Source organism: Sphingomonas sandaracina, from assembly GCF_036663695.1.
Taxonomy (GTDB): domain Bacteria; phylum Pseudomonadota; class Alphaproteobacteria; order Sphingomonadales; family Sphingomonadaceae; genus Sphingomonas.
Genome location: NZ_JAXOJK010000001.1, coordinates 947852 through 973102 on the forward strand (window position 1 = coordinate 947852; position 25251 = coordinate 973102).

A 25251-nucleotide genomic window follows, 5' to 3' on the forward strand; every position below is an offset into this window, starting at 1 on the left:
GGTTAGCAAATCCTCCTCTGACACCCATATCCATCCCTCCACCCGAGGACCGACGCATGAACGAACACGTGATGGATGCGGCGTTTCGGCCGGGTGGTCTCGACCGCGCGAAACAGGGCGTTTTGGGGCTTGGGCTCGATCGGATCGAGGGACGCGCGAAGGTTACCGGCGTTGCGGACTATGCGTATGAGGGTACGCCCGACGGTATCGCCTACGCCGCGATCGTCGGCACGCCCGTAGGTAGCGGGCGCATTCTCGGTATCGATGTAAGCGCGGCCGAATCTTTGCCCGGCGTCATCGCCGTCATTCACAACGACCCGCGCATGCCGGCGGGCGAATCCAATTCACGCGCGATGCCGAAGTTTGATACCGACGTCATCCTCCACCTCGGCCAGCCCGTCGCGATCATCGTCGCGGAGGACCAGGCGATCGCGCGCGACGCCGCGGCGCTGGTCGTGGTCCGCACCGAGGCGGGCGAGGATCGGTTCGACGTCGAGGCACAGCCGGTCGATACCGCGCCGAAGATCGGCTTCCTCCCGCTGATCGACAATGGCGATCTCGACGCGGTGATGGCGGACGCGGCGGTGACGTTCGACCGGACCTACACGACGCCCGTGCACTTCCCCGCCGCGCTGGAACCGCACGCCACCACCGCGTGGTGGGAGGGCGGCAAGCTCACTGTGCGCACCAGCAACCAGGTGATCGGCGGCGCGCGCAAGACGATCGCCAAGGCGCTGAAGATCGATGCGGACAAGGTGCGCGTGCTGGCGCCGTATGTCGGCGGCGGGTTCGGCGGGAAGACCGGCGTGGGTCCCGAGGCGATCCTCGCGGCGATCGCGGCGGAGGTCGTCGGGCGACCCGTTAAGGTCGCGCTGCCCCGTCGGCAGACCGCGTATATGGTGCATCACCGCTCGCACACGACACAGCGCATCCGCATCGCTGCCGACGAGCACGGCGTGATCCTCGGCATGGGGCATGAGAGCGTCGTCGCGCAGAACGACGATGGCGAATTTCTCGAGCCGGTGCCGTTCGGGACGTTGCCGCTCTACCGGGGCGAAGCACGGCGGTTCAAGACCAACCTGGTCCGCGTCGACCTGCCCGCAAGTGGTGCGGTGCGCGCGCCGGGCGAAGCGGTAGGGACGTTCGGGGTCGAGTGCGCGATGGACGAGCTGGCCGAGCAGCTCGGGATCGACCCGATCGAACTGCGGCGGCGCAACGAGCCGGAAACCGATCCGGTGAGCGGCAAGCCGTTCTCCACGCGGCGGATGCTGGATTGCTACACGCAGGGGGCCGCGCGGTTCGGGTGGCCTGCGAAAGTGCCGGCGCCGGGCTCGGTGCGCGACGGCGAGTGGCTGGTCGGGATCGGCATGGCGGCGAGCCTGCGCGGCAACTTCACGGTCGAGGCGCAGGCGCGCGTGCGGCTGGAGGCGGATGGCCACGCGACGGTCGAGTGCGACATGACCGATATCGGCACGGGGACGTACACCATCCTCGCGCAGACCGCGGGCGAAATGCTCGGGCTGCAGGTGGCGGACGTGAACGTGCGGCTCGGCGATACCGACTTCCCGCCTAGCGCCGGGTCGGGCGGGTCGTTCGGGGCGGGCAGCGCATGTTCGGCGGTGGTGCTCGCGTGCGAGGATATCCTTGGCGAATTGGCGCTCAGGATGAATGCCGCGCCCGAGGACCTGAGCCTGCACGATGGCTGTGTGAGTGCCGGCGGACGGTCGGTGAAGCTGGCCGATCTGGTGCGCGGCGAACCGATCGTGGCGATGGGCAAGACCGGGCCGGGTGCCGAGAGCAAGCGTACCAGCCAGGCGAGCCACGGCGCGCACTTCGTCGAGGTCGCGGTGAACGCGGTTACGGGTGAAACGCGGGTGCGGCGGATGCTGGGCGTGTTCGATGTCGGGCGGGTGCTCAACCGCAAGACGGCGACGAGCCAGATCACCGGCGGGATGGCGTGGGGGATCGCCTATGCGCTGAGCGAGGAGGGCATCGTCGATACGCGGACGGGGGCGTTCGTGAACCCCGATTTCGGCGAATATCATGTCGCGGTGAATGCCGACATTCCCCAGCTCGAAGTGCATTTCATCGAGGAGATCGACGAGTCCGCGAACCCGGTTGGAGCGAAAGGCGTTGGGGAGCTTGGGATTTCCGGCGCGGGGGCGGCGGTGGCGAATGCCATCTACAACGCGACGGGGGTTCGGGTTCGGGACTTTCCGGTGACGCTCGACAAGCTGCTGGCTGGTTTGCCGGCCGTCTGACGGAACTCTCCGTCACCCCGGACTTGTTCCGGGGTCCACCGGACCGCACATCGAACGCTGAGGGTTTGCGGCACCGTGGATGCCGGAACAAGCCCGGCATGACGGAAGAGAAGACATGGCCGAAAACGATAGCGTGCTCGCTGCTGCGAAGACCTGGAAGGGCGAGAAAATGGCGATCGCCACGGTCGTCTCGACCTGGGGATCCGCGCCGCGGCCCAAGGGGAGCCATATGCTCGTCCATGCCGATGGGCGGTTCGAGGGATCGGTGTCCGGCGGCTGCGTCGAGAGCGATATCCTCGCCACCGCCGCCGAGGTGATCGCGGGGGCACCGTTCCAGGTGCGCAACTACGGCGTGGCGGATGCGGCGGCGTGGGAGGTCGGGTTGCCCTGCGGCGGCGAGATCGCGGTGATGGTGCAGCCGGTGTCTGCCGAGGGGTTCGATCCCGAGTTGTTCGACCGGATCGCTGACGCGCGCGACCAGGGCGATGCGCTGACCGTGACCACCAACCTCGCCACTGGGCACAGCGACGCGCGGCCGCTGGAGACCGGCGAGGTGTTCGTCAACCGCTACGATCCGCCACGCCGGTTGCTGATCGTCGGCGCGGTGCAGATCGCGCAGGCGCTGGCGGGGCTCGCGCGCGAACTCGGGATTGAGACGATCGTGATCGATCCGCGGGCGCGCTTCCTGACCGAGGAGCGGTTTCCGCGCGTGACGCTCGACGATCGTTGGCCGGACGAGGCGATCGCCGCGCTCCGCCCCGGTCCCTCGACCGCGGTCGTGACACTGAGCCACGACATCAAGATCGACGACCCCGCGCTGATCGCGGCGCTCGCGTCCGATGCCGCGTATGTCGGTGCGCTCGGCAGCCGCAAGAGCCATGCGGCGCGGCGCGAGCGGCTTGCCGCGGAGGGTGTTTCGCCCGAGAACATCGACCGGATCGATGCGCCGGTCGGGCTCGATATCGGCGCGATCGGGCCGTCGGAAATCGCGCTGTCGGTGGCGGCGGCGATGATTGGAGCGTTCAATGATCGCCGCTGAAGACGTCTTCCTCATCCTGCTTGCGGCGGGACGCTCGGAGCGGTTCGGCATTCCGAACAAACTGGAAGTGCCGTTCCTCAACAAGCCGCTCGGCCTGCACGTCGTCACCGCGTTCGAGAACATTCCGTTCAAGCGCCGGCTGGTCGTCACCGATGGCTGCAAGCTCGACTTCGTCAGCCATCATTTCGAGGTGGTGCATAACGACAATCCGTCGTCGGGGATGTCGCAGTCGGTGAAGCTCGGCGTGCAGCGCGCCAAGGACGAGGGCGCGGCGGCGGTACTGATCGCGCTGGCCGACATGCCGCGCGTGACCGCGGCGCATATCTACCGGATGCTCGATGCCGCCGACAGCGCGGACGCGGTGGTCGCGTCGAGCGATGGCGAGAAGCCGAGCCCCCCTGCCCTGTTCGGGCGCGACCGGTTCGATTTTTTGCTGACGCTGGACGGCGATGCGGGTGCGCGCGACCTGGTGCAGGCCGGGCGGCACGTCGTGACCGCGCCGGCCGAGCTGATCGATATCGATACGCCCGAGGATCTCGACCGGCTGCGGGCGCTGGTCCGCGATCCCAAGGCGGCGATCACTCGTGCCTTAACGCGTCGATAGGGTTCATCGCCGCCGCGCGCCGCGCCGGGAAATAGCCGAAGACGACGCCGATCACCGCGGAGATCGCGAACGCGAAGATGTTGATCTCGGGCACGAACAGCCACTGAACCTTGATCAGCGGCGCGATGATCGCGATCGCCGCCTGCGCGACGATCAGCCCGATGACGCCGCCGAGACACGACAGCGCGATCGCCTCGACGAGGAACTGCAACAGCACCTCGCGCGCGACCGCGCCGATGGCCAAGCGTATGCCGATCTCGCGCGTGCGCTCGGTCACCGACACCAGCATGATGTTCATGATGCCGATCCCGCCGACCACCAGGCTGATCCCGGCGACCGCGGCGACGATGCCGGTGAGCAGCGTCGTGGTGCCGGTCAGCGTGTCCGAAATCTGCTTGGTGTCGAAGATGTTGAAGTTGTTGTCCTGGCCCGCGGCGAGATGGCGACGCTCGCGCAGCAGGTCGGTCAGCGACGCCTGGACCTGTTGCGTATCATAGCCCTGGTCGACGCCGACGAGGATCGCCGCGACGTTCTGGTTGCCGGTGAAGCGGCGCTGGACGGTCTTGATCGGCATGACCACGACATCGTCCTGGTCGCCGCCGAAGCCCGCCTGCCCGCGCGTGCTGAGCGTGCCGATCACGTCGCACGAGATGTCGTTGAGGCGGATGCGCTGGCCGATCGGATCGGCACCGCGGAACAGGTTCTGGATGACGGTATTGCCGAGGATGCAGACCGCCTTGCCCGCGGCTTCCTCCTGGCTTGTGAACAGGCGGCCGCCTGCGAGCGGCCAGGGCTGGACCTCGAAATAGGCGCCGGTGGTGCCGTTGATCGAGGTCGTCCAGTTGGCGCCGTTGTAGATCGCGGTGGCGCTGCGCTGTTCGGTCGGGGCGACCGCGGTGACGCCGGCGATCTGCCGCGCGATGGGATCGATGTCGTCCATCTTGAGCGGCGGCGGCGGCGGTCCGCCACCACCACGGCCGAAGCCCTGGCCGGGACGGATCTGGAGGATGTTGGTGCCGAGCGACGAGATCGACTGCTGGACGGCAGCGGTGGTCGCCTTGCCGAGCGTGACCATCGTGACGACCGCACCGACGCCGATGACGATGCCGAGGATGGTGAGGAACGATCGCAGCATGTGCCGGCGGATCGAACGGAGCGCGAGGACGAGGGTGGTGCCGAACATGATCTAAAGCCCCTCCCCTTCAGGGGAGGGGTTGGGGTGGGGAAACCGCCAGTTCACGCGCGCCGGTAATGATTGGGCAACCGAAAGAACGTGAAGGAGAACACCTTCGGCGTTGCTCATGACGTCGACGTTGGTCACCCGAACGATCGTGAATCCCAAGTCCTGCATCAAGGCGTCCCTGTTCCGATCTGTCGCCTGGTCGTGGGTGTGGCCATCCACTTCGAGGATGAGGCCGATCGCAGGACAGAAGAAATCGACGATGCGACTGCCGAGCACAGCCTGTCGCCGGAACTTGAAGCCACCCAATTGGCTGTTGGATATGCCCCGCCACAAGCGTTTTTCTGGCTCGGTCGGTTCTCGACGCATATGCTTCGCATGACCGGCAAGCGTCGCTCCCCACCCCAACCCCTCCCCTGAAGGGGAGGGGCTTTTCGGGGCGACACCGCTCACGAGACCACGCTTTCGCCTTGGCGGTGCTGGCTTTCGATGCGTTCTACCAGGCCGTCCTTGAAGTGGACGACGGTGCGAGCGAACGCGGCCATGTCGGATTCGTGGGTGACCATCAGGACCGTGATGTTCTTCTCCGCGTTCAACCGCGTGAGGAGCTGCATGATCTCGATCGAGCGTTCGCTGTCGAGGTTGCCGGTCGGTTCGTCGGCGAGCAGCACGTCGGGGCTGGTCACCAGCGCGCGGGCGATCGCGACGCGCTGTTGCTGGCCGCCGGACAGTTCGGCGGGGGTGTGGTCCCACCAGTCGGCGAGGCCGACCGTCGCGAGGCTCGCCATCGCCGCGTCCCTGCGCGCGCGCTTTTCGTCGCCGCGGTAGAGCAAGGGGAGTTCGACATTCTCCAGCGCGGAGGTGCGCGAGAGGAGGTTGAAGCCCTGGAACACGAAGCCGAGGTGGTTGCGGCGGAGCAGCGCGCGCTGGTCGCGGTCGAGCGTCTCGACATGGTGGCCCTGAAACGTGAACGTCCCCGCGCTCGGCACGTCGAGACAGCCGAGGATGTTCATCGTCGTCGACTTGCCCGAGCCCGATGGCCCCATCACCGCGACGAAATCGCCCGCCGCGATGTCGAGGTCGACGCCCCGGAGCGCCTGGAACATCGTCGCGCCGGTGCCGTACGTCTTGGTGACGCCGCGCAGACTTATTAGTGGCGGCGGATTACTGGCCACCACCCGCACCCTTGCTGGCGCCGCCCGGCCGGCGCGCGGCGGTCTTGGTCGTGGCGGTGCCGGTGGCGAGCTGGCCGATGATGATTTGCGCGCCGGGCTGGAGATTGCCCGACAGGACTTCGGTCATCGTCCCGTTGCTGTCGCCCGTGGTGATCTGCACGGGTTGTGGCGTGCCGTCGGCGCCCTTGACGTAGATCGTCTGCTGCGAACCGCGATCGAGCTTTGCGGTCCGCGCGTTGCCGCCGGCGCCGCGCCGCGGGCGGAAGGTCAGCGAGCCGGCGATGCCGCCGCCCGAATCCTTCGCGCCGTCCGCACTCGGCTTGAAGCGCAGGGCGGCGTTGGGGACGAGCATGACGTTGCGCTTGTCCGAGGTGATGATGTCCGCGGTGGCGGTCATGCCCGGGCGCAGCGTCAGCGACGGATTGGCGACGGTGAGGTCGGCGGCGTAGGACACGACCTGGCCGGTAGACGTCGTCGCCGTTGTCGTCGTCGACGAGGTCGCCGAGCTGACCGTCAGGTTGGAGCCGAGATCGACGCGCGTGATCGTCGCGGGGAAGGTCTGCCCGGGGAACGCGTCGACGGTGAAGCTGGCCTTCTGGCCGACCTTGACCTCGCCGACATCGGCTTCGTCGATCGCGACCTCGAGCTTCATCTTGGTGAGGTCTTCGGCGATCACGAACAGCGTCGGCGTGTTGAACGACGAGGCGACGGTCTGGCCGGGGTCGATCTGGCGCGCGAGCACGACGCCGGTAACGGGCGAGCGGATGATCGCGCGCGCGCGCTGCGTCTGGTTCTGCGCGAGGAGGGCGCGGCTGGCGACGACGTTGGCTTCGGCGACCTTCTGCGCCGCGACCGCACGCGCGTAATCGGCGCGGCCGGTCTGGAGTTCGGTCTTCGACGGCACGCGGCCACCCGACAGGCGCGAGACCTCTTCGAGGCGGTTCAACTGCGCGCGCGATTCGGCGACGGTGGCCTGCGCCTGCGCAACCTGCGCCTGGTTCGCCGCGAGCTGTGCGCTGGTCTGGCGGATCTGGTCGTCGAGCTGTTCGGGATCGATCAGCGCGAGCGGCTGGCCGGCGGTCACGCGGTCGTTGACGTCGACCACGACCTTGGTGACGAGACCCGACAACTGCGAGCCGACCGTGACCTGCGTCGTCGGGGCGAGCTTGCCGGTAGCCGATACCGTGACGGTGAGGTTGCCGCGTTGCGCCGCCTGGGTCGAATATTGCGTCTGTTCCTTCGCACCGAAGCAGCGCGCGAGGAGGAGGCAGAGCAGGACCACGCCGACCGCGATCGCCACCCACTTTACATAGCGCCTCCAGGGAGCCTGCGGCTTTACGCCGAGGAAGTCGTCGATCGATGCGTCGGCCATCAGCGTGCCTCTGGATTGGTTGGCGCGCGAACCGGCGCTTCTGGAATGAGGGCGGAGTCCCAGCCGCCGCCGAGCGCCGCATAGAGTGCGATCAACGCGGTCGCGGCGTCGGCGCGCGCCTGCGTCGCCCCGTTGCGTGCGGACAGGAGCGCGGTTTCCTGCTGGTTGAGCGTGGTGAAATCGGTGAGGCCGGTGCGATATTGGCTGCGGCTGAGGATCGCCGAATTGTTCGATGCGTCGAGCGCGATGGCGAATTGCCGCTCGCGTTCCTGCGCGGTCTGGAGCGCGACGACGGCGTTCTCGACATCCTCCAGCGCGGTCAGGACGGTGGATTTGTAGAGCGCGAGCGCGCCGTCGGCGGCGGCTTCGCTGGTGCGGACCTGGCTTCGCAACCGCCCGCCGTTAAAGATCGCCTGGGTCAGGCCGGCGAACAGGCTGCCGGTGATCGCGTCGCCGATGCTGCCGATCGACGTTGCGTTGGTGTTCAGATTGCCGGTGATGGCGAGCGCAGGATAGAGCTGCGCCTTGGCCACGCCGATCCGCGCGGTGGCGGCGGCGAGTGCGCGCTCGGCGGAGCGGATGTCGGGGCGCTGGCGTAGCGTGTCGCCGGGAATGCCGACGCCCACAGCCGCGGGGCCGGTCGGGATCGCCTTGGCGGGCGCCATCAGCGGGCGGAGCGCACCGGGGGCCTGGCCAAGCAACACGCCGATCCGCGCGACGGCGGCCGCGTATTGCTGGTCGAGGCTGGGGATCGTCGCGGCGGTCTGCGCGCGCTGGGCACGGGCCTGTTCGGCGTCGACGCTGGAGACCAGGCCGGCCTGGACGCGGAAGCCGGCGATCTCGAGATTGTCGTCCTGGATGGCCAGCGAGGCGCGGGCGTTGGCGAGTTGCTGCTGGTAGAGCCGCGCCAGCACGTAGTTGCGCGCGACCTCGCTTTCGACCGAGATCAGGACGGTGGCGTAGTCGTAGCCCGATGCGGCATAGTCCGCGCGGCTGGCCTCGACGGTGCGACGGATCTCGCCGAAGACGCCGACCTGGTAACTGGCGCTGGCCCCGAGCGTGAAGCTGTTGGCGCCGCCGCCGCCGGTATCGACGACGGTGCCGTCGGGCAGCGTGAACGAGCGCCCGCCGCCGCGGACGTTCTCATTGCGCTGGTAGCCGGCCGAGCCGTTGACCGTCGGGAGGAGGGAGGCGCGGTTCTGGAGCAGGCTTTCGCGGGCCTGGCGGAGGCGGGCGACGGATTGCGCGATGTCGAGGTTGGCGGCGGCGGCCTGCTCGACGAGCTGGCCGAGGACCGGGTCATCGAACTTCTGCCACCAGCGGGTGAGGTCTTCGGGCGTGGTCACGGGGGTGACGGAATAGGCGTCGGGCACACCGAGCTCTGCCGCCGCCTTGGGGTGGTAGTCCGGGCCGACGGTGCAGCCGGCTAGCAGGACGCCCGCGGATACGGGTGCGAAGAGGAGGGCGCGGACGCGGGACATGGACGGCAGGCATGGCTAACGGGCGTTTGCTAGTCCAGCGGTTTTGTGTCGCGAGGTGTCGCAGGTGGGGTGGGTTGGCGGGGGTGGTGGGGCAGGCTCGTCACCCCGGACTTGTTCGGCGGCTATCCGGATTGGACGTCGTACGCGCCGTCCAACGCAGGTCACGACCGCTTCTTTGTTCTCCCGCGGAGGCGGGAGCCCAGTCTGGGTCCCCGCCTTCGCGGGGAAACAAGGTTTGCTGGCCTCCGTCACCCCGGACTTGTTCCGGGGTCCACCGTTCCGCATTCTCTCGAGGTCCTGGAAGTGCGGAGCGGTGGATGCCGGAACGAGCCCGGCATGACGAGGCAGGCGTGAGGGCGCATCCTTTGCCCCCCCGGCGGAGGCCGGGGCCCAGTTGGAACGTCTGAGGTAATAGCGCGCGGGCGTGCTTCATTGCCGTCCCCCCACTGGGTCCCGGCCTTCGCCGGGGTGATGGTGTGTTGGAAAGGTTAGAGTTCGCTCTTGTTGTTCCCCCGCGGAGGCGAGGAGGCAGGGTTACGGACGGTGCGCTGCTGGGTCCTGGGCTCCCGCCTTCGCGGGAGAACAGGAAGGGCGGTCGCGCCATCCACCCCCTCCCCCACTCCAAAAATCGAACCGCACCCGTTACAATTTTGCAGTGCAGCGGAACGGAGCGGTGCCGCTATGGGTTCAGGGATGATGCTAGCCGAACGCCAGCCCGCGACTGATGTCCTCGCGCCGCCACTCGTCTTGCCCGACGCAGTGAGCCTTTTCTTCGATTTCGACGGGACGCTCGTCGACCTTGCCGCCACCCCGGATGCGGTCGTGGTCGACCAGATCCTGCTGGATAACCTCGATACGCTCGCCGAACGCTTTCCCGGTCGGGTGGCGATCATCAGCGGGCGTTCGATCTCGCAGCTGGACGCAATGCTGGGCCGCCACGCGCATCTTTTCGCGGTCGCGGGCAGTCACGGGGCCGAACGTCGCACCCCCGAGGACGGTCACGTCGCGGCGGAGCGTCCCGCCTCGCTGGAGGCTGCTGCCGACGCGTTGCGCACGTTCGCCGACGCCAACGGCCTCGTCTACGAAGCCAAGAGCCTTGGCGCCGGGCTACATTACCGGATGGCGCCCGACTTCGAGCCCGACGCCGTCCGCCTCGCCGAAGACCTCGCCGCGACACACGGGCTTACGCTCCAGCGCGGCAAGATGATGGTCGAACTGCGCACTCCAGGCGACAAGGGTGCGGCGCTGCGCGAACTGATCACGGCGCCGGCGATGGCGGGCAGCGTGCCGTATTTCTTCGGCGACGACGTCACCGACGAGGACGGGTTCGAGGCGGCGCGCGATCTCGGCGGAGCGGGCGTGCTGATCGGCGAGCAACGCCCTACCGCTGCCACCTACCGCCTGAACGACGTTGCCGCACTTCGCGACTGGATTGCTGCCATATTGGAAACACCCACGTTGGAAACACGATGACCGCACCTACCCAAAAAGCCGACATGAACCTGTGGCCGATCGGCAATTGCCAGGTCTCCGCGCTGATCGACAAGACCGGCACATTCGTCTGGGGCTGCGTGCCCCGGGTGGATGGAGACCCGGCGTTCTGCGCGCTGCTCGGCGGCGATGCGCCCAAGACCGGTTTCTGGGCGATCGAACTCGAAGGCTGTACGAAGACGACACAGGCCTATATTCGCAACACGCCGATCCTAGTGACGCGGCATGAGGACGAGGCCGGTAACGCGGTCGAGATGATTGATTTCTGCCCGCGGTTCGTGCGCGAAGGGCGGACCTATCGCCCGACCAGCTTCGTCCGGATCGTCAAGCCCGTCGCAGGATCGCCGCGGATTCGCATTCGGATGCGCGTGGCGACGAACTGGGGCAAGCCGACCGAGCATACGCAGGGCTCGAACCACATCCGTTTCCAGATGGACGATCAGACGTTGCGGCTGACCACCGATGCGCCGGTCGGGCATATCGTCGGCGAGAACTGGTTCCGGCTCGAACGACCGATGCACCTGTTCCTCGGCCCGGACGAGAGCTTCGCCGGCGTGCTGCACGAGGCCGCCGAGGCGATGCTGTCGCGCACCAAAGAGGAATGGCGGCACTGGGTGCGCGGGTTGGCGACGCCCGTCGAATGGCAGGACGTGGTCATCCGCGCGGCGATCACGCTGAAGCTGTGCCAGCATGAGGAGACCGGCGCGATCGTCGCCGCGCTCACCACCTCGATCCCCGAGCATGAGGGGTCGGAGCGCAACTGGGACTATCGCTACTGCTGGATCCGCGACGCCTATTATACCGTTCAGGCGCTGAACCGCCTGGGGGCGCTCGACGTGCTCGAGGGCTATCTCGAATATCTGCGCAATATCGTCGACGCGTCGAAGGGTGGCCATGTCCAGCCGCTCTACGGGGTCGGCGGCGAGGCGACGCTGATCGAGCGGATCGAGAGCGACCTGCCTGGCTATCGCGGGATGGGTCCGGTGCGTGTCGGCAACCAGGCCTATGAGCAGATCCAGCACGATGCGTACGGCCAGATCATCCTGTCCGACGTCCAGGCGTTCTTCGACAAGCGGCTGTTCAGGATGTCGAGCGAAGAGGATTTCAAGAGCCTCGAACTGGTCGGCGACCGCGCGTGGGAGACGTACGACAAGCCCGACGCAGGGCTGTGGGAGCTGCGCACCAAGGCGCATGTCCATACCTATTCGGCCGCGATGTGCTGGGCGGGATGCGACCGGCTGGCCAATGCCGCCGATGTGCTGGGTCTTCAGGACCGTTGTGCGTTCTGGCAGGACCGGGCGGACACGATCCGCGGCGTGATCGAGCAGTCGGCGTGGCGCGAGGATACGCAGCGTATCTCTGCGACGTTCGGTGGCGACGACCTCGATGCGAGCCTGATCCAGTTGCTCGACCTGCGGTTCTTCGCGCCCGACGATCCGCGGTTCCAGTCGACGCTGAAGGCGGTCGAGGAGGGCCTGCGGCGTGGCAGCCACATGCTGCGCTACGCCACCGAGGACGATTTCGGCCTGCCGCATACCGCGTTCAACGTCTGCACCTTCTGGCTGATCGAGGCGCTGCACTTCACCGGCCGGACCGCGGACGCGCGTGCGCTGTTCGAGGAGATGGTCTCGCGGCGTACGCCGGCTGGGCTGCTCTCTGAAGACATCGATCCGAACACCGGCGAGCTCTGGGGCAATTACCCGCAAACCTATTCGCTGGTGGGGCTGATCAACTGCGCCGTCCTGCTCAGCAAGCCTTGGAGTGCCGTACGATGAGCCGCCTCGTCGTCATCTCGAACCGCGTCCAGTCGGTCGATGCGCCCTCCGGCAACCAGGGTGGCCTCGCGGTCGCGTTGCTCGCCGCGCTCCGCGAAAAGGGCGGGGTGTGGTTCGGCTGGTCGGGGTCGACCACCGAGACCTTCACGGGGCACATCAATTTCCAGCAGGGCAAGGGCGTCACCACCGCGACGATCGACCTCGAAGAGCAGGATTTCGACGAATATTATAATGGCTATGCGAACCGTACCTTGTGGCCGCTGTTCCATTACCGGATCGACCTGACCGAGTTCGAGCGCGACTTCTCCAGCGGGTACGCGCGCGTCAACAAGCGGTTCGCGGAGACGGTGCTGCCGTTGATCGAGCCCGATGATCTGGTGTGGGTCCACGACTACCATCACGTTCCGCTCGGTCGCGAGTTGCGCAAGCTGGGCGTCGAGAACAAGATCGGATTCTTCCTTCACATTCCTTGGCCGCCGATGGCTATGCTGCTGTCGCTGCCGAGCCACCGCGCGCTGGTCGAATCGATGTTCGCGTACGACGTGGTCGGCTTCCAGACGCAGGATTGGCTCGACAGCTTCCTGCATTATGTGACGAGCCAGCTCGACGGCGTGGTCGGCGAGGATGGCTGGGTGACGGTCGGCGATCGCACGATCAAGGCGATCACGACGCCGATCGGAATCGAGACCGCGGACTTCGAGAAGTCGGCGAACAGCGAGGCGGCGCGGCACTCGAAGGAGCGGATGTACATGTCCGCGACGGGGCGCAGCCTGATCGTAGGCGTAGACCGGCTCGATTATTCAAAGGGCCTAGCCGAACGATTCGCGGGATACGAGCGGTTCCTGGGGGCCAACCCGGATCGGCGCGGGCTGGTCTACATGCTCCAGATCGCGCCGCCGAGCCGCGAGAAGGTTGACACGTATCAGGAGATCCGCGCGAACCTCGATTCACTGTCGGGGCGGATCAACGGCGAATATTCGGACATCGACTGGACGCCGATCCGCTACGTCAACCAGGGCTTTCCGCGTGACGTGCTGGCGGGGATCTACCGCGCGGCACGTGTAGGCTTGGTGACGCCGCTGCGCGACGGGATGAACCTCGTCGCGAAGGAATATGTCGCAGCGCAGGATCCCGAGGATCCGGGCGTGCTGATCCTGTCGCAGTTCGCCGGCGCGGCGACGCAGTTGAAGGACGCGGTGCTCGTCAATCCGTACAGCCCCGAGGAGATGTCCGACGCGATCGGCCGGGCGCTCAAGATGCCGCTCGCTGAGCGCAAGGCGCGCTGGGAAAAGCTGATCGACAATGTTCGCAAGGAGGACGTGATGTGGTGGTGCGAGTTGTTCATCACCGCGCTTGAGGCGGTGCCGGAGCACGTCGAGGCCTGACGGCCCTCTGGCCCCAGCCACGTAACCCTCCCCGTCATCCTGACGAACGTCAGGATCCAGAGCCATTAAGGACGGCGTTCGTAACTCTGGATCCTGACTTTCGTCAGGATGACGGGGAGCGCGTCACCGGGTCCGGCGCCATAAGCAGGCGGTTGCGTGGGATCGCCTCCGGCATGTCCTCGCGGATATATTTCAGCAGCGCCTCGCGGACGTCGCAGCGCAGATCGAACGCGATCGCAGCGTCCTTGGCGGTCATCAGGCCGCGCAGTTCGATGCAGTCCGTCTTCACGTCCGTTACCTGGAGATTGTAGAACCTCTTGTCCCAGCGGGGGTTCGAGGTGACGATCTCGCCCAGTTTCTCGCGCAAGCGTGGCACGTCCGCGGATGGATCGAGATACCAGAATACCGAGCCCATCAACTGACTCGTCTCGCGCGTCCAGTTCTGGAAGCTTTGCTCCAGGAACTTCGACACCGGCACGACGAGGCGGCGTTCGTCCCAGATCTTGATGACGACGAACGTCAGGTTGATCTGCTCGACCCGCCCCCATTCGCCGTCGACGATCAGCACGTCGTCGATCCGGATCGGCTCGGTGAACGCCATCTGCACGCCGGCGATCAGGTTCTTCAACGCAGGCTGCGCGGCGGCACCGACGACGAGGCCGGCGATACCTGCCGACGCCATCAGCGTGACGCCGATCGAGCGGATGCCGGGGACGCTGAGCAGCATCAGGCAGACGCTGATGAAGACGATGAAGAACGTGCCGATCCGCCCGAGGATCGCGGCGCGCGTGCGTTTGCGGCGCGCGCGCAGATTGTCCTCGACCGAGATATCGGCGCGGATCTCGACGACGTCCTGGAACGCGCGGAGTGCCGCGACGGCGAGCCAGCCGAGCAGCGCGGGGACGAGGAAGCCGAGCAGTTGTTTCCACAGATCCTCGATATCATTGTCCATCGGCAGGATCCGCGCGACGAACGCGACCGAGACCGAGACGAACACCGCGCGCAACGGCCGGCGGACGCGGGCGAGGACGAGGCCGTCGGTCTTGGCGGTGGAGCGCCGCTGCGCATGGCCGCCGATCCGCATCGTCAGCCAATGCGCGATCAGCGCGACGAGGACGGCCGCCGAGACGACGGCGACACTTTCCAGCCAGACCCACTCATGGGGTATGTGAAGCGATCTGAATATGCGCATGACAGCGCAACGGTGCGCGGCGTCAGATGTTCCGCTGCAGTGCAGCATAAGCTTGCCGTAACGGTGAGGCTTTTTTCCTGCCACACTTCGTGCGTAAGTCCGGCCCATGAAGGCCATCATCCTTGCCGCAGGCCACGGATCGCGGCTGCTGCCGTTGACGCTGACCACGCCGAAATGCCTCGTGCAGGTCGGTGGCCGCGCGATCCTGGATCATCAACTCGACGCGGTCGCTGCGGCCGGGTTCGAGGGCGCGGTGATCGTCGGCGGGTACCGGATCGATCAGATCGCCACGCATCTCGCCGCGCGCGAGGGTGGAATACCGACCGACCTCGTCTTCAATCCGTTCTGGTCGACCGCCAACAGTATCGGCAGCGTGTGGGCCGCGCGGGAATTCCTCCACGCGCCGTTCGCGTTGATGAACGGCGACACCGTCTTCGACGCGCCGATCCTGCGCGCCGCGGTCGCCGATCCGGTGGCGGGCGTGAAGCTGGTCATCGAGCCGTTGGACGCGCCGGGCCTCGACGACATGCTGGTCGAGGCGGACGGCGACCGCATCGTCGCGGTCGGCAAGCATCTGGTCGGACACCAAGCGACGGCGCGGTCGCTGGGGCTGATCGTCTCGACCGGTGGCACCGCCTATGCCGATGCGCTGCGCATGGTGATCGGCGAGGAGGACGGCATCCACGCCTATCATCACGCCGTCGTCCGCCGTGCGGCGGAGACCGTCGGCGTGCACGCGCTGCGGATCGCGCCCGATGCGCGCTGGCAGGAGATCGACCGGCCCGAAGACATCGCGCAGTGGCAGCAGGATCACGACGCGCTCGCCGGAGACGGGTCGGTCGCATGACCCGGAAAGTCGCGTTCCTGTTTCTCGGCGAGACGCTGCTGATCCCGCATCTGTATCCGATCGTCGAGGCGCTGGCCGCGACGTCGGATGTGCCGATCGACCTGTGGGTTAGCACGTCGGTGCACGAGACGTTGCTGGGGCGCTGGACGGGCCCCTTCCCCACCGTCCGCATCCGTCGCGCGCCGGGGTTTCGTCACGTCGCGGACGACGTGAGCGGGCGCAATCCGGTGTTGCCGGCGAAGATGCCGATGTTGCTGCGGCTGCTTCCCTATCTGCGCGGCACGACGGTCGTGGTGTGTGCCGAGCAGACGAGTTTGTGGCTCCCGCGGCTGTTTCCGATGCGCGCGAAGTTCGTGAAGACCTCGCACGGGGTCGGTTCGATGAGCGCGCGCGACGACCCGAGGCGGCGGGCGGCGGCGCTGACGTTGGTGCCGAGCGAACTGGAGCGGCAGACGTATCTTGCGCGCGGGTTCGCGCCGGAGCGGTTCGTCGCCACCGGCTATGTGAAGGCGGATTTCACGCATCGGACGCACGCATCGCCGCCGTTCGCGGATACGCGGCCGGTGGTGCTGTATGCGCCGCACTGGCAGCAGCATCGTTCGTCCTGGTGGCGATGGGGCGCGGAGATCGTGCGGCGGATCGTCGCCGATGGTCGCTACAATCTGATCTTCGCGCCGCACCAGCGGCTGATCGAGCGTGCGCCGGAGGTGGCGGACCTGATGCGCGAGATTGGTGACCTGGCGCATGTCCACTGCGACATCGACGGGTTCGCGATGGTCGACGGCAGCTATACCGGCGTGGCCGACGTGTATCTGGGCGATACGTCGAGCCAGGTGATCGAGTTCCTGATGCGCCCGCGGCCTTGCGTGTTCCTCAATGCGGGTGGCGTCGCGTGGGAGGGTGATCCGAACTACGCGATGTGGGTGTGTGGCGAGGTGGTCGACGACGTCGCGGATGTGGTGGCGGCGGTGGAGCGCTCGGCGCTGATGCATGGGGGATATGCGGGGGTTCAGGCGGAGTTTGCCGGGCGGTCGCTGGGCGCGGTCGAGGGTGGCGCGGCCCGGGCTGCGGGGGAGGTCGTTCGGGTGCTAAAGACCGCGACCGGCCGTTAACTCTCCACCACCCCGGCGGAGGCCGGGGCCCAATTGGGGGACGTTCCAACGAAGGACTGCGCAAGGTTACTCTGGTCATTCCAATTGGGCCCCGGCCTCCGCCGGGGTGGTGCAGTCGGGGTGGTGGTTCGTGAGGGTATGTACCTCCACCTACCCCACGCCCCTCTCGCTTTCACGACCAGATCGGCTAACGGGTGCGGCATGGTAGATTTTGCATCCCCCACGCCAGCGCTCCGGACCGTCCGGGCGAACGACACGCTGCTTTGGGGCATGACCAATGCCGAGCGGATCCGGCGGATCGGCGTCGCGCAGGGGTTGGCCACAGATGGCGTTGGAGACGGCGGCGGCGGCGCGTCCGGTCCGGTGATCCTCGCGAACCTCGCCTACGCGTTCGATCCGATGTGGATCGCGTATCTCAAGACGCGGCCTGGCACCGTCGTCACGCGGACCGGCGTTCCTGTGCTCGCGCATGTCCGCGATGCCGACGAGCGCGCGCGGATGACCGCGGCGATGCTCGGCGAAGCGCCGCTGGTGACCGGGCTGACGGTGATCGCGGCTGAAGCTGAGGAAGGCATCTTCAACGAGGCGTTGCGCAAGCGGGAGCGGCCGTTCGCCGAACTGCTGACCCCCGCGGCGGTGCCGGCGATCGAGCGCGCCAGCTATGTCGGTGCGTACAAGGGCGTCACCGACCTGCTGACCAAGTATCTGTGGCCCGAATGGGCGCTGGCGATCACGCGGGTCTGCGCGCGCGCCGGGATCACGCCGAACCAGGTGACGGCACTTGGCTCCGTGCTGTGCATCGTCGCGACGGTGGCGTTCTGGTACGGCTGGTTCTGGACGGGGCTCGCCACCGGGCTCGTCTTCATGGTGCTCGATACCGTCGACGGGAAGCTGGCGCGGTGTACGATCACCTCGTCGAAGCTGGGCAATGCGTGGGACCACGGCGTGGATCTGGTCCATCCGCCCTTCTGGTGGTGGGCCTGGGCGGCCGGTTGCGCGCCCTATGGGCGGCCGCTCGAGGACGGCGTGTTCTGGGCGGTGATCGGGACGATGCTGTTCGGCTATGTCGCGCAGCGGCTGATCGAGGGGGCGTTCATCGTGCGGTTCGGGATGCACATCCATGTCTGGGAGCGGTTCGACAGTTGGTTCCGGCTGATTACCGCGCGGCGTAATCCGAACATGGTGATCCTGTTCGCGGGGCTGGTGGTGATGCGGCCGGACTGGGGAATCATCGGGGTGGCGGCGTGGACCGCGATCTCGCTGGTGGTGCATCTGGTGCGGCTGGTGCAGGCGATGGTGCGCAAGGCCAAGGGCGAGACGCTGGTGAGCTGGCTGGCTTGAGCGCGACGTCATCCTGACGGAAGTCAGGATGACGGTGTGTGATTTGGTTCACCGTTCTCCTGCGAACGCAGGAGTCCAGGATCACGAAGGGTGGCATTTGTAACCCTGGGCTCCTGCGTTCGCAGGAGAACGGGGTCAAAAAGTCGTGACGGCCAGGGCCTTGGGCCGTCCGATCCACCACAGGCAGTAGATCGCCAGCGCATACAGGAAGCGGCTATAGTCGCGCTTGCCCGCCCGGTGATCGGCGAACACCTTGTCGACCGCGCCGTCGCGCCAGATGCCCTGTTCGCGCACGCCGCTGTCGCGCCAGAGTTGCTCGGCATACGCCCCGAAATCACCCGCGAACCAGGCGGCGAGCGGCATCTGGAAGCCTTGCTTGCGGCGGTCGAGTATGCCTTCCGGCAACCACGGCGCGATCGCCTGTCGGATCACGTATTTACCGATCTTGCCGTTGAGCTTCATGTCGGCGGGCATCGACAGCGCAAGGTCCACCATCCCCTGCCCCAGCATCGGCACGCGCACCTCGAGCGAATGTGCCATGCTCGCGCGATCGACCTTGGTCAGCATCGCGCCGGGGAGATTGAGCGCAAGGTCGGCGAGCCCGAACTGCTCCAGCGTATCGGTCGAGATCGCGTCGGGATCGGGGAAATACTCCGCAACCAGCGCGGCGATCCCGCCCTCCTCCTCGGCGATGAACTCCGCGGAGAATATCTCGCGGCGGAAGGCTTCGTTCGTGATCTGCGTCTTGGCGAAGAACCGCGCGATTCCGTTCGGTAGCGCAGCGCTGCCGGTGGTCTTGCGCCAGCGTTGCAGCACCGCGTTCGCCTGGCGCGACGGCAGCGTCGGTACTGCATCCAGTGCGCGGGCCAGACGACGCAATGGCGCCGGCAGCGCGCCGATCCGCCGCTCGGTCGCGTGGCGTTTATAGCCGAAGAACAGTTCGTCGCCGCCATCGCCCGACAGCGCGACCTTCACCTCCTGCGCGGCGATCTGGCTGACGTACCAGGTCGGCACCGCGGAAGGGTCGGCGAACGGCTCGTCGTAACAATGCTGGACCTCGGGAAGCATCGCCTGCGCGTCCGCCAGTTCGAGCGTGCGCGTGACGTGGTTGCAGCCGAGATGCCGCGCGATCGCCTCGGCATGCGGCGATTCGTCGAAGCGCGGGTCGGGAAAACCGATCGTGAAGGTCCGCACCGGTCGATCCGAAACCCGCGCCATCGCCGCCACCACGGCCGACGAGTCCACGCCGCCCGACAGGAACGCGCCGACATCGACGTCCGCGACCATCTGCTTGCCGATCGTGTCGAGCCATTCGTCGCGGAACCGCTCGATCCACTGGGCCTCGGACCGCGGCTCTGCGGGGTGATAGGCGGGGGTCCAGTAGGCGCGCATGGTCGGCGCGCCGTTTCCCTCGACGGTCATCACGTGACCCGGCAGCAGGGTCCGGACCTGCGCGTAGATCGAGCGCGGGGTGCGGACATGGCCGAAGCTGAAATAGTCATGGAGCGCCCGGCGATCGACGTCGAACGCCATGCCCGGCAGCAGCGTCAGCGTCTTGAGTTCGGAGCCGAACGCGAACCCCGCGGCCTGGTCGGTATAATATAGCGGCTTGATCCCGATCGGATCGCGCGCCAGCGTCAACCGCCGGGCAGGGATATCCCACAGCGCGACGACGAACATCCCGTCGAGCTTTGCCCAGACATCGTCGCCCCAGCGTTCGTAACCGGCGAGGATCACCTCGGTATCGCCGGCGCTTTCGAACACCCGGCCGAGCGCCTGCAACTCGCGCCGCAGATCGCGGAAATTATAGATCTCGCCGTTGAAGACGAGCGCATAGCGGTGGTCGGGCGAATGGAACGGCTGGTGCCCGCCTTCGATGTCGATGATGCTCAACCGGCGCATGCCGAACCCGAAATCGCCATCGGTCATCACGCCCTGATCGTCGGGGCCGCGATGGAGGATCGTATCGCATTGCGCGGTGATCAATTGCGGCGAAACCGCGCCACCGCCCCGTGCGTAAAGTCCGGCAATTCCGCAGATGACGAACGATCCCTAGCCATGACGCGGCGCTGCCGCCCGATCGCGCGCGGTCTAGGAGCCGCCCGCCGCTTTGTCACCTTCCGCGCACCCCGCCCGCCCCGCGCATCTTGCCGCACCCGCCATCGCGCTCTAGGGGCCGATCGCAGATGGTTCAGGACCCCGCTCCTTCTCCGGCCCCGGCGGATGCACCGGTACGCTCGGGCACGACCGGGATATTCCGGGCGGCGGCGCGCAATCTCGGCTGGCTGCTTGCCAGTCGCAGCGTGCTGGCGATCCTGTCGCTCTTCTATCTCGGGTTCGCGACACGCACGCTGGGGGTGGTCGATTTCGGCCGGTTCGCACTGATCTCGGGTGCGGCGCAGGCACTGGCGACCTTCGTCGGCTTCCAGACCTGGCAGATCATCGTCCAGTACGGCGTCGAGCCGAGCCAGCAGGGCGACACGCCGCGGCTTGCGCGGTTGCTGCGGCTGTCGGCGATCCTCGACATGTGCAGTGCGCTGGTCGGCGCCGCGCTGACGGTCGGAATCCTGTTCGCGTGGAGCGACGGCTTCGGCATCCCGCCGGACCTGATGCGCGACACGCTGATGTTCGCGGTGGTGCAGTTGATCACGATCCGCTCGACCCCGCTCGGCATCCTGCGGCTGCGCGATAAATTCTCGTTGTCGGCGGTCGCGGACAGCATGACGCCGATCATGCGCTTCGTCGGCGCGGGCGCGGCGATGATCTTCGAACCGACGATCCGCGGCTTCATGCTGGCCTGGGCGGTCGCCGAGATCGTCACCGCCGCCACCTATTGGATCATGGTCGCCCGAAGCGGCGACCTGCGGCTGCTCGCGAGCGGCCGCGGCACATGGCGGCAGGTGCGCGCGGAAAATCCCGGCATCGTCCGCTTTTCGCTGAGCACCAACGCCAGCGCGACGCTGGGCCTGTCGAGCAAGCAGATCCCGCTGCTGCTGGTCGGTGCGTCGATCGGCCCGGCGGCGGCGGGCGCATTCCGCCTCGCGACGCAATTGGCGCAGGCGCTGGCGAAATTGTCGCAGATGTTGTCGCGCGCTGCCTTTCCCGAGATCGTCCGCGCCGTGCGGACGGCGGAGCCGTCGCGGCTGCGCCGCATTCTGGTGCGGACGATGCTTGCCAGCACCGCCGCCGCGCTCGTCATTCTCGCGATCGTCGCGCTGGTCGGCGAACCGATCCTGAAGCTGGTCGGTGGCAAGTCGTTCGGTGGCGCCTATCCGGTGCTGTTGTGGCTAGCCGCTGCGGGATGTTTCGACCTCGCCACCGTCAGCCTCGACACCGTGATGACCGCGCTGCACCGCGCCGGCACGGTGTTCGCGATCCGCGCCGTCGGTGTCGTGCTGATGTTCGTCGTCGCGTTCCTGCTGATGCCGGCGTACGGCTCGACCGGAATCGCCGCGGCGGTCGCGGGGGGATCGGTCGCGGTCGCGATCCTGCTGGGGTTCGCTGCCGCCCGCATGACCCGGGCGCCTCGCCAAGCCTGACCGCCACTGGCGTGACATCGGGCACGCGGCATCGGGAACGCGGGGGCTCGGCGTGCGACATACAGGCGTCATTCACGCCGCAAATGTCATCTGCGCGCCGCTCTATCGCCACTTTCTTGGGTCTTAGTCTGCCGATGAATCATGTAATCCTAATGGCGCTGGGCGCGGCGGCCGTGCTCGCGCCGGTCCAGGCGCGCGCGGCCGAGAGTTGCCAAGGTACGCAGGGCAACGGCAATGCCAAGCTGATCCTCGAGGCAACGACGATGCACAACGCCGTCGGCGAAGTGGCCTTCACGGTGTATCCCGACGACAAGAAGCGGTTCTTGTCCAAGGGCGGCAAGCTGGTTCGCGCCCGTGTGTCGGCTGCGAACCCACGTGCGTGCTTCTGGCTGAAGCCCGGATATTACGCGATCGCGCAATATCACGATGAAAACGCCGATCATGATTTCAACCGGACGCTGTTCGTGCCGAAGGAAGGATTCGGGTTTTCGAACGATGCACCGACATCGATCGGGCTGCCCTCGTTCGCGTCGGTCCGCACCGCCTTGCCGGCATCGGGCACCATCGTCCGCATGAAGATGCGGTACCGCCGGTGAACCAAAAGCGGTTCGCAGACATTGAACCGAAATCTTCCTGACACAAATTTGTAGCGGTTATGTGCCGCGACGGGTATCTTATATCGTGGCTGATGCTGTTTCGAACTTTCAAGCCTTTGGCAGGCACCCCCTCTCGCCACCGGCGCCACCTGTGTGGCGGCCCGATGGGCTGTTCGATCCGGTCGTGTCCGAACGGCACGGCGTGAGCCCGCGCGAGGCCGCGGCGAAGATTCGTACCGGCATCATCTGTAACCCCAAGAGCCACCGCAATCGCAGCAGTGTCGAGGCGACCAAGCCCTTCCTGTCGGGTACCGTGCTGGCCGTGACACCGCGTACGCAGGACGAACTCGCCGAAGTGCTGACCGACTTTGCGCGCCACGGTATCGAACTGCTCGTGATCGACGGCGGCGATGGGACGATCCGCGACGTCATGACGGCGGCCGCCCGCGTCTGGACGGGTGCCGCCCCGCGCGTCGCGATCGTGCCGTCGGGCAAGACCAACGCACTCGCGCTCGACCTCGGCATCCCCGACGACTGGACGCTCGACCAGGCACTGACCGCGGCGCGGCATGGCCGGGTCAAGTCGCGCAGCCCGATCGAGGTGGTTCGCAAGGACACCGGCGCCCGGTTGTGCGGCTTCCTGTTCGGCGCCGGTGCCTTCGTCGATGCGACCGCGCTGGCGCAGCGGACGCACCGTGCGGGTGCCTTCAATGGCGTCGCGGTCGGTCTCGCCTTGTGCTGGGCGATCCTGCAGACCCTTTTTGGTGGTGCGAACAGCGCGTGGCGGGCGGGCAACCGCATGCGGATCAAGTTCCAGTCGCGCGGCGACGAGGGTGTCCACGCGGCAGGCGAGAATGCCAACACTGATCGCGCGCGCTATCTCATGCTCGCCTCAACCCTGAAGCGGATGCCGATCGGTATTCGCCCGTTCGGCGTACCGCGCGACGGGCTGAAGACGCTATTGGTCGATGCGCCGCCGCGGTGGCTTGCCGCGGCGACGCCGTTGATCGTCGCCGGCTCGCCCGCCGCATGGCTCGATCGCGCCGGCTATCACCGCATCGATTCCCCAAGTATCGAACTGAAGATGGACTCCGGCTTCATCCTCGACGGCGAAGTCTATCCCGGTGGCGACCTGATCGTCCGCGAGGCGCGCACGCTCAGCTTCGTCGTTCCGTGATCACGCTGGACGATTTCGTCCGCCGCCAGCTTTACGTTTCGACCATCCCGGCGGTCCGCGACGTGGCAGCCCTGCTCGCGGCGGACGCACACGTGATTGCGGTGCTGTTCTACGGATCAAACCTGCGCACCGGCTCGACCGAGGGCGTGCTCGATTTCTACGTGCTCACCGACGGTCCGCCTGAGCGCGGCCTGTGGCCGACAGTCAGCTACCGCGAGTTTGCCCACCGGGAGTTAGAGGGGCCGGGCGAGACGTTGCGCGCGAAGATCGCGACGATGCGGATGACGACGTTTGCACGGGCAGCCGCAGCGCGGACGCTCGACACGACGATCTGGACGCGGTTCGTGCAGCCGGCCGCGCTCGTCTGGGTGCGCGATGCGGCGACGGCGACACTGGTGGCCGACGCCATCGGGGACGCCTCGAAATCGGCGGCCCGCTTTGCCGCGGCGCTCGGGCCGGACGCGGGCACGGCCGACGTCTATTGGCGCGCGCTGTTCCAGCAGACCTACGCCGCTGAACTGCGGGTCGAACGCAAGGGACGCGAGGGGCAGATCCTCGGGTTCGATCCGGACCGATACGCCCGATTGCTGCCACTTGCATGGACCGCCGACGGTATCGCATTCGCCGACGACGCCGGCGTGTTGCGCCCGAGTCTCGCGGCCGAGACGCGCCGAGACCTGTTGCGCGCCTGGCGCCGTCGTCGCCGTGCCGGCAAGCCGATCAATGTAGCCCGGCTGGTCCGTGCCGCGTTCACCTTCGAAGGTGCTGCCCAATACGGGTTGTGGAAGGTCGAGCGACACACCGGGATCGCCGTGCCACTGACCCCGTGGCGCGAGAAACACCCGATACTCGCGGCGCCTGGCATCTTCTGGCGGGTATGGCGCGAACGGGGCAGGACGGCATGAGCGAGGGATTTGACGCACTGATCCTTGCCGGCTCGCGCGGCGGTGTAGATCCCGTTGCCGACTATGCAGGGGTCTCGCACAAGGCGCTGATCGTGCTGGAGGGGGAGACGTTGTTAGCGCGTGTGGCTCAAGCGTTGCGCGACGCGGGCGCGACCCGGATCGCGGTCTCGGTATCCGACGACGCGGTCCGCGCGCATGCGACGGCCCTCGGACTCACCGTACTGACCGCCGCCAAGGGCCCCAGCCTCAGCGTTCGCGAGGGACTCGTCGCGCTCGGCACGCCATTGATGGTGACAACCGCCGACCACGCCCTCCTCCGGCCGGAATGGATCCGCCGGTTCCGGGCCGATGCTCCGGCGAGCGCCGACGTTGCCGCACTGCTCGCGCGGCGCGACGTGATCGAACAGGCTGCGCCTGGGACCAAGCGGACCTACCTGCGGTTCGCCGACGGTGCGTGGTCGGGCTGCAACCTGTTCCAGTTCGCCACCCCGCGCTCGATCGCCGCGCTGGATCTGTGGGCACAGGTCGAGGCGGATCGCAAACGTCCCTGGCGGATCGTCCGTCGGCTGGGGATCGGCACCTTGCTGCGCTATCTCTCGGGAAGATTGACGCTGGTCGAGGCCATCGCGCATCTCGGCCGGATGGCAGGACTGGATGCCGCCGCGGTGGCGACGCCGTACGGCCTTGCCGCCGTCGATGTCGACAAGCCAGGCGATCTCGATCTGGTTCGGACGCTGCTCGCCGGGCAGGCCTCAGCGCACTAAATTACCGCCAACGGG

General features: G+C 67.2%; 21 protein-coding genes. 14 read left to right on the forward strand and 7 right to left on the reverse strand.

Annotated features, from left to right (window positions below):
• The first annotated feature begins 56 nt into the window (after positions 1-56).
• From U1707_RS04255 to U1707_RS04265, 3 genes are all read left to right on the forward strand, one after another.
• On the forward strand, positions 57-2261 hold the full coding sequence (locus tag U1707_RS04255) for a molybdopterin cofactor-binding domain-containing protein (protein ID WP_332798820.1): 2205 nt from the start codon (positions 57-59) through the stop codon (positions 2259-2261).
• A 115-nt stretch (positions 2262-2376) separates the two neighbouring features.
• Entirely contained in the window at positions 2377-3300 is a 924-nt protein-coding gene (locus U1707_RS04260; protein ID WP_332798821.1) for an XdhC family protein, read from the forward strand.
• Positions 3287-3904 carry a nucleotidyltransferase family protein gene (locus U1707_RS04265; protein ID WP_332798822.1) on the forward strand — a complete coding sequence of 206 codons (618 nt, stop codon included), beginning with the start codon at positions 3287-3289 and terminating at the stop codon, positions 3902-3904. The genes U1707_RS04260 and U1707_RS04265 overlap by 14 nt, the downstream gene beginning before the upstream one ends.
• Here the strand turns inward: U1707_RS04265 and U1707_RS04270 are convergent.
• The 5 genes from U1707_RS04270 to U1707_RS04290 form a co-directional block, all read right to left on the reverse strand.
• Positions 3879-5087: an ABC transporter permease gene (locus U1707_RS04270; protein ID WP_332798823.1), complete on the reverse strand. Its 1209-nt coding sequence runs from the start codon at positions 5085-5087 to the stop codon at positions 3879-3881. The two genes, U1707_RS04265 and U1707_RS04270, sit on opposite strands and share 26 nt — an antisense overlap.
• Positions 5088-5090: 3 nt before the next feature.
• Entirely contained in the window at positions 5091-5453 is a 363-nt protein-coding gene (locus U1707_RS04275) for an endonuclease domain-containing protein (protein WP_332799059.1), read from the reverse strand.
• Positions 5454-5533: 80 nt separating this feature from the next.
• Positions 5534-6190, reverse strand: coding sequence for an ABC transporter ATP-binding protein (locus tag U1707_RS04280; protein WP_332799060.1), 657 nt, complete (start codon positions 6188-6190; stop codon positions 5534-5536).
• A gap of 58 nt (positions 6191-6248) precedes the next feature.
• Positions 6249-7631, reverse strand: a complete 1383-nt coding sequence (locus U1707_RS04285) for an efflux RND transporter periplasmic adaptor subunit (protein WP_332798824.1) — start codon at positions 7629-7631, stop codon at positions 6249-6251.
• Positions 7631-9112 (reverse strand): efflux transporter outer membrane subunit, encoded by a 1482-nt coding sequence (locus U1707_RS04290; RefSeq protein ID WP_332798825.1) that lies wholly within the window; start codon positions 9110-9112, stop codon positions 7631-7633. Before U1707_RS04290 ends, U1707_RS04285 begins: the two co-directional genes overlap by 1 nt.
• 693 nt (positions 9113-9805) lie before the next feature.
• On the opposite strand from U1707_RS04290, the gene otsB reads away from it, so the two are divergent.
• The 3 genes from otsB to U1707_RS04305 are packed head-to-tail and all read left to right on the forward strand — an operon-like array spanning position 9806 to position 13763.
• Positions 9806-10585, forward strand: coding sequence for a trehalose-phosphatase (otsB, locus tag U1707_RS04295; RefSeq protein WP_332798826.1), 780 nt, complete (start codon positions 9806-9808; stop codon positions 10583-10585).
• On the forward strand, positions 10582-12378 hold the full coding sequence (locus tag U1707_RS04300; protein ID WP_332798827.1) for a glycoside hydrolase family 15 protein: 1797 nt from the start codon (positions 10582-10584) through the stop codon (positions 12376-12378). The genes otsB and U1707_RS04300 overlap by 4 nt, the downstream gene beginning before the upstream one ends.
• Positions 12375-13763, forward strand: coding sequence for an alpha,alpha-trehalose-phosphate synthase (UDP-forming) (locus U1707_RS04305; protein WP_332798828.1), 1389 nt, complete (start codon positions 12375-12377; stop codon positions 13761-13763). The genes U1707_RS04300 and U1707_RS04305 overlap by 4 nt, the downstream gene beginning before the upstream one ends.
• 103 nt (positions 13764-13866) lie before the next feature.
• Here the strand turns inward: U1707_RS04305 and U1707_RS04310 are convergent, their stop codons facing one another.
• Complete coding sequence (locus U1707_RS04310; RefSeq protein ID WP_332798829.1) at positions 13867-14955, reverse strand: mechanosensitive ion channel family protein; 1089 nt, start codon at positions 14953-14955, stop codon at positions 13867-13869.
• A 106-nt stretch (positions 14956-15061) separates the two neighbouring features.
• Between U1707_RS04310 and U1707_RS04315 the strand changes: the two genes are divergently transcribed.
• The 3 genes from U1707_RS04315 to U1707_RS04325 all read left to right on the forward strand — a co-directional run bounded on the left by U1707_RS04315 (position 15062) and on the right by U1707_RS04325 (position 18255).
• Positions 15062-15802 carry a phosphocholine cytidylyltransferase family protein gene (locus U1707_RS04315; protein WP_332798830.1) on the forward strand — a complete coding sequence of 247 codons (741 nt, stop codon included), beginning with the start codon at positions 15062-15064 and terminating at the stop codon, positions 15800-15802.
• Positions 15799-16914: a CDP-glycerol glycerophosphotransferase family protein gene (locus tag U1707_RS04320; protein WP_332798831.1), complete on the forward strand. Its 1116-nt coding sequence runs from the start codon at positions 15799-15801 to the stop codon at positions 16912-16914. Before U1707_RS04315 ends, U1707_RS04320 begins: the two co-directional genes overlap by 4 nt.
• A 201-nt stretch (positions 16915-17115) precedes the next feature.
• Positions 17116-18255 (forward strand): CDP-alcohol phosphatidyltransferase family protein, encoded by a 1140-nt coding sequence (locus U1707_RS04325; protein ID WP_332798832.1) that lies wholly within the window; start codon positions 17116-17118, stop codon positions 18253-18255.
• Positions 18256-18390: 135 nt separating this feature from the next.
• Here the strand turns inward: U1707_RS04325 and asnB are convergent, their stop codons facing one another.
• Positions 18391-20295 carry an asparagine synthase (glutamine-hydrolyzing) gene (gene asnB, locus U1707_RS04330; RefSeq protein WP_332799061.1) on the reverse strand — a complete coding sequence of 635 codons (1905 nt, stop codon included), beginning with the start codon at positions 20293-20295 and terminating at the stop codon, positions 18391-18393.
• Between the two features lie 146 nt (positions 20296-20441).
• Here asnB and U1707_RS04335 point away from each other — a divergent pair, with 146 nt between their 5' ends.
• From U1707_RS04335 to U1707_RS04355, 5 genes are all read left to right on the forward strand, one after another.
• Entirely contained in the window at positions 20442-21794 is a 1353-nt protein-coding gene (locus tag U1707_RS04335) for a lipopolysaccharide biosynthesis protein (protein ID WP_332798833.1), read from the forward strand.
• A gap of 134 nt (positions 21795-21928) precedes the next feature.
• Positions 21929-22390, forward strand: a complete 462-nt coding sequence (locus U1707_RS04340) for a DUF2141 domain-containing protein (RefSeq protein ID WP_332798834.1) — start codon at positions 21929-21931, stop codon at positions 22388-22390.
• A 151-nt stretch (positions 22391-22541) separates the two neighbouring features.
• Positions 22542-23567, forward strand: coding sequence for a diacylglycerol/lipid kinase family protein (locus tag U1707_RS04345; protein WP_332798835.1), 1026 nt, complete (start codon positions 22542-22544; stop codon positions 23565-23567).
• The gene (locus U1707_RS04350) at positions 23564-24472 is read left to right on the forward strand and encodes a hypothetical protein (protein WP_332798836.1); all 909 of its coding nucleotides are present in this window, start codon (positions 23564-23566) and stop codon (positions 24470-24472) included. Before U1707_RS04345 ends, U1707_RS04350 begins: the two co-directional genes overlap by 4 nt.
• Positions 24469-25236 carry a nucleotidyltransferase family protein gene (locus U1707_RS04355; protein ID WP_332798837.1) on the forward strand — a complete coding sequence of 256 codons (768 nt, stop codon included), beginning with the start codon at positions 24469-24471 and terminating at the stop codon, positions 25234-25236. Before U1707_RS04350 ends, U1707_RS04355 begins: the two co-directional genes overlap by 4 nt.
• Positions 25237-25251: the final 15 nt, after the last annotated feature.

Excerpts from the sequence above, each read along its gene's own strand:
- U1707_RS04270 (WP_332798823.1), bottom strand. The coding sequence starts at position 5,087 with ATGTTCGGCACCACCCTCGTCCTCGCGCTCCGTTCGATCCGCCGGCAC.
- U1707_RS04320 (WP_332798831.1), top strand. The coding sequence starts at position 15,799 with ATGACCCGGAAAGTCGCGTTCCTGTTTCTCGGCGAGACGCTGCTGATC.
- U1707_RS04315 (WP_332798830.1), top strand. The coding sequence starts at position 15,062 with ATGAAGGCCATCATCCTTGCCGCAGGCCACGGATCGCGGCTGCTGCCG.
- U1707_RS04300 (WP_332798827.1), top strand. The coding sequence starts at position 10,582 with ATGACCGCACCTACCCAAAAAGCCGACATGAACCTGTGGCCGATCGGC.
- U1707_RS04280 (WP_332799060.1), bottom strand. The coding sequence starts at position 6,190 with ATGTTCCAGGCGCTCCGGGGCGTCGACCTCGACATCGCGGCGGGCGAT.
- U1707_RS04265 (WP_332798822.1), top strand. The coding sequence starts at position 3,287 with ATGATCGCCGCTGAAGACGTCTTCCTCATCCTGCTTGCGGCGGGACGC.
- U1707_RS04310 (WP_332798829.1), bottom strand. The coding sequence starts at position 14,955 with ATGCGCATATTCAGATCGCTTCACATACCCCATGAGTGGGTCTGGCTG.
- U1707_RS04335 (WP_332798833.1), top strand. The coding sequence starts at position 20,442 with ATGGTTCAGGACCCCGCTCCTTCTCCGGCCCCGGCGGATGCACCGGTA.
- U1707_RS04285 (WP_332798824.1), bottom strand. The coding sequence starts at position 7,631 with ATGGCCGACGCATCGATCGACGACTTCCTCGGCGTAAAGCCGCAGGCT.
- U1707_RS04305 (WP_332798828.1), top strand. The coding sequence starts at position 12,375 with ATGAGCCGCCTCGTCGTCATCTCGAACCGCGTCCAGTCGGTCGATGCG.
- U1707_RS04260 (WP_332798821.1), top strand. The coding sequence starts at position 2,377 with ATGGCCGAAAACGATAGCGTGCTCGCTGCTGCGAAGACCTGGAAGGGC.
- U1707_RS04275 (WP_332799059.1), bottom strand. The coding sequence starts at position 5,453 with ATGCGTCGAGAACCGACCGAGCCAGAAAAACGCTTGTGGCGGGGCATA.
- U1707_RS04355 (WP_332798837.1), top strand. The coding sequence starts at position 24,469 with ATGAGCGAGGGATTTGACGCACTGATCCTTGCCGGCTCGCGCGGCGGT.
- U1707_RS04325 (WP_332798832.1), top strand. The coding sequence starts at position 17,116 with ATGGTAGATTTTGCATCCCCCACGCCAGCGCTCCGGACCGTCCGGGCG.
- otsB (WP_332798826.1), top strand. The coding sequence starts at position 9,806 with ATGATGCTAGCCGAACGCCAGCCCGCGACTGATGTCCTCGCGCCGCCA.
- U1707_RS04340 (WP_332798834.1), top strand. The coding sequence starts at position 21,929 with ATGAATCATGTAATCCTAATGGCGCTGGGCGCGGCGGCCGTGCTCGCG.
- U1707_RS04255 (WP_332798820.1), top strand. The coding sequence starts at position 57 with ATGAACGAACACGTGATGGATGCGGCGTTTCGGCCGGGTGGTCTCGAC.
- U1707_RS04290 (WP_332798825.1), bottom strand. The coding sequence starts at position 9,112 with ATGTCCCGCGTCCGCGCCCTCCTCTTCGCACCCGTATCCGCGGGCGTC.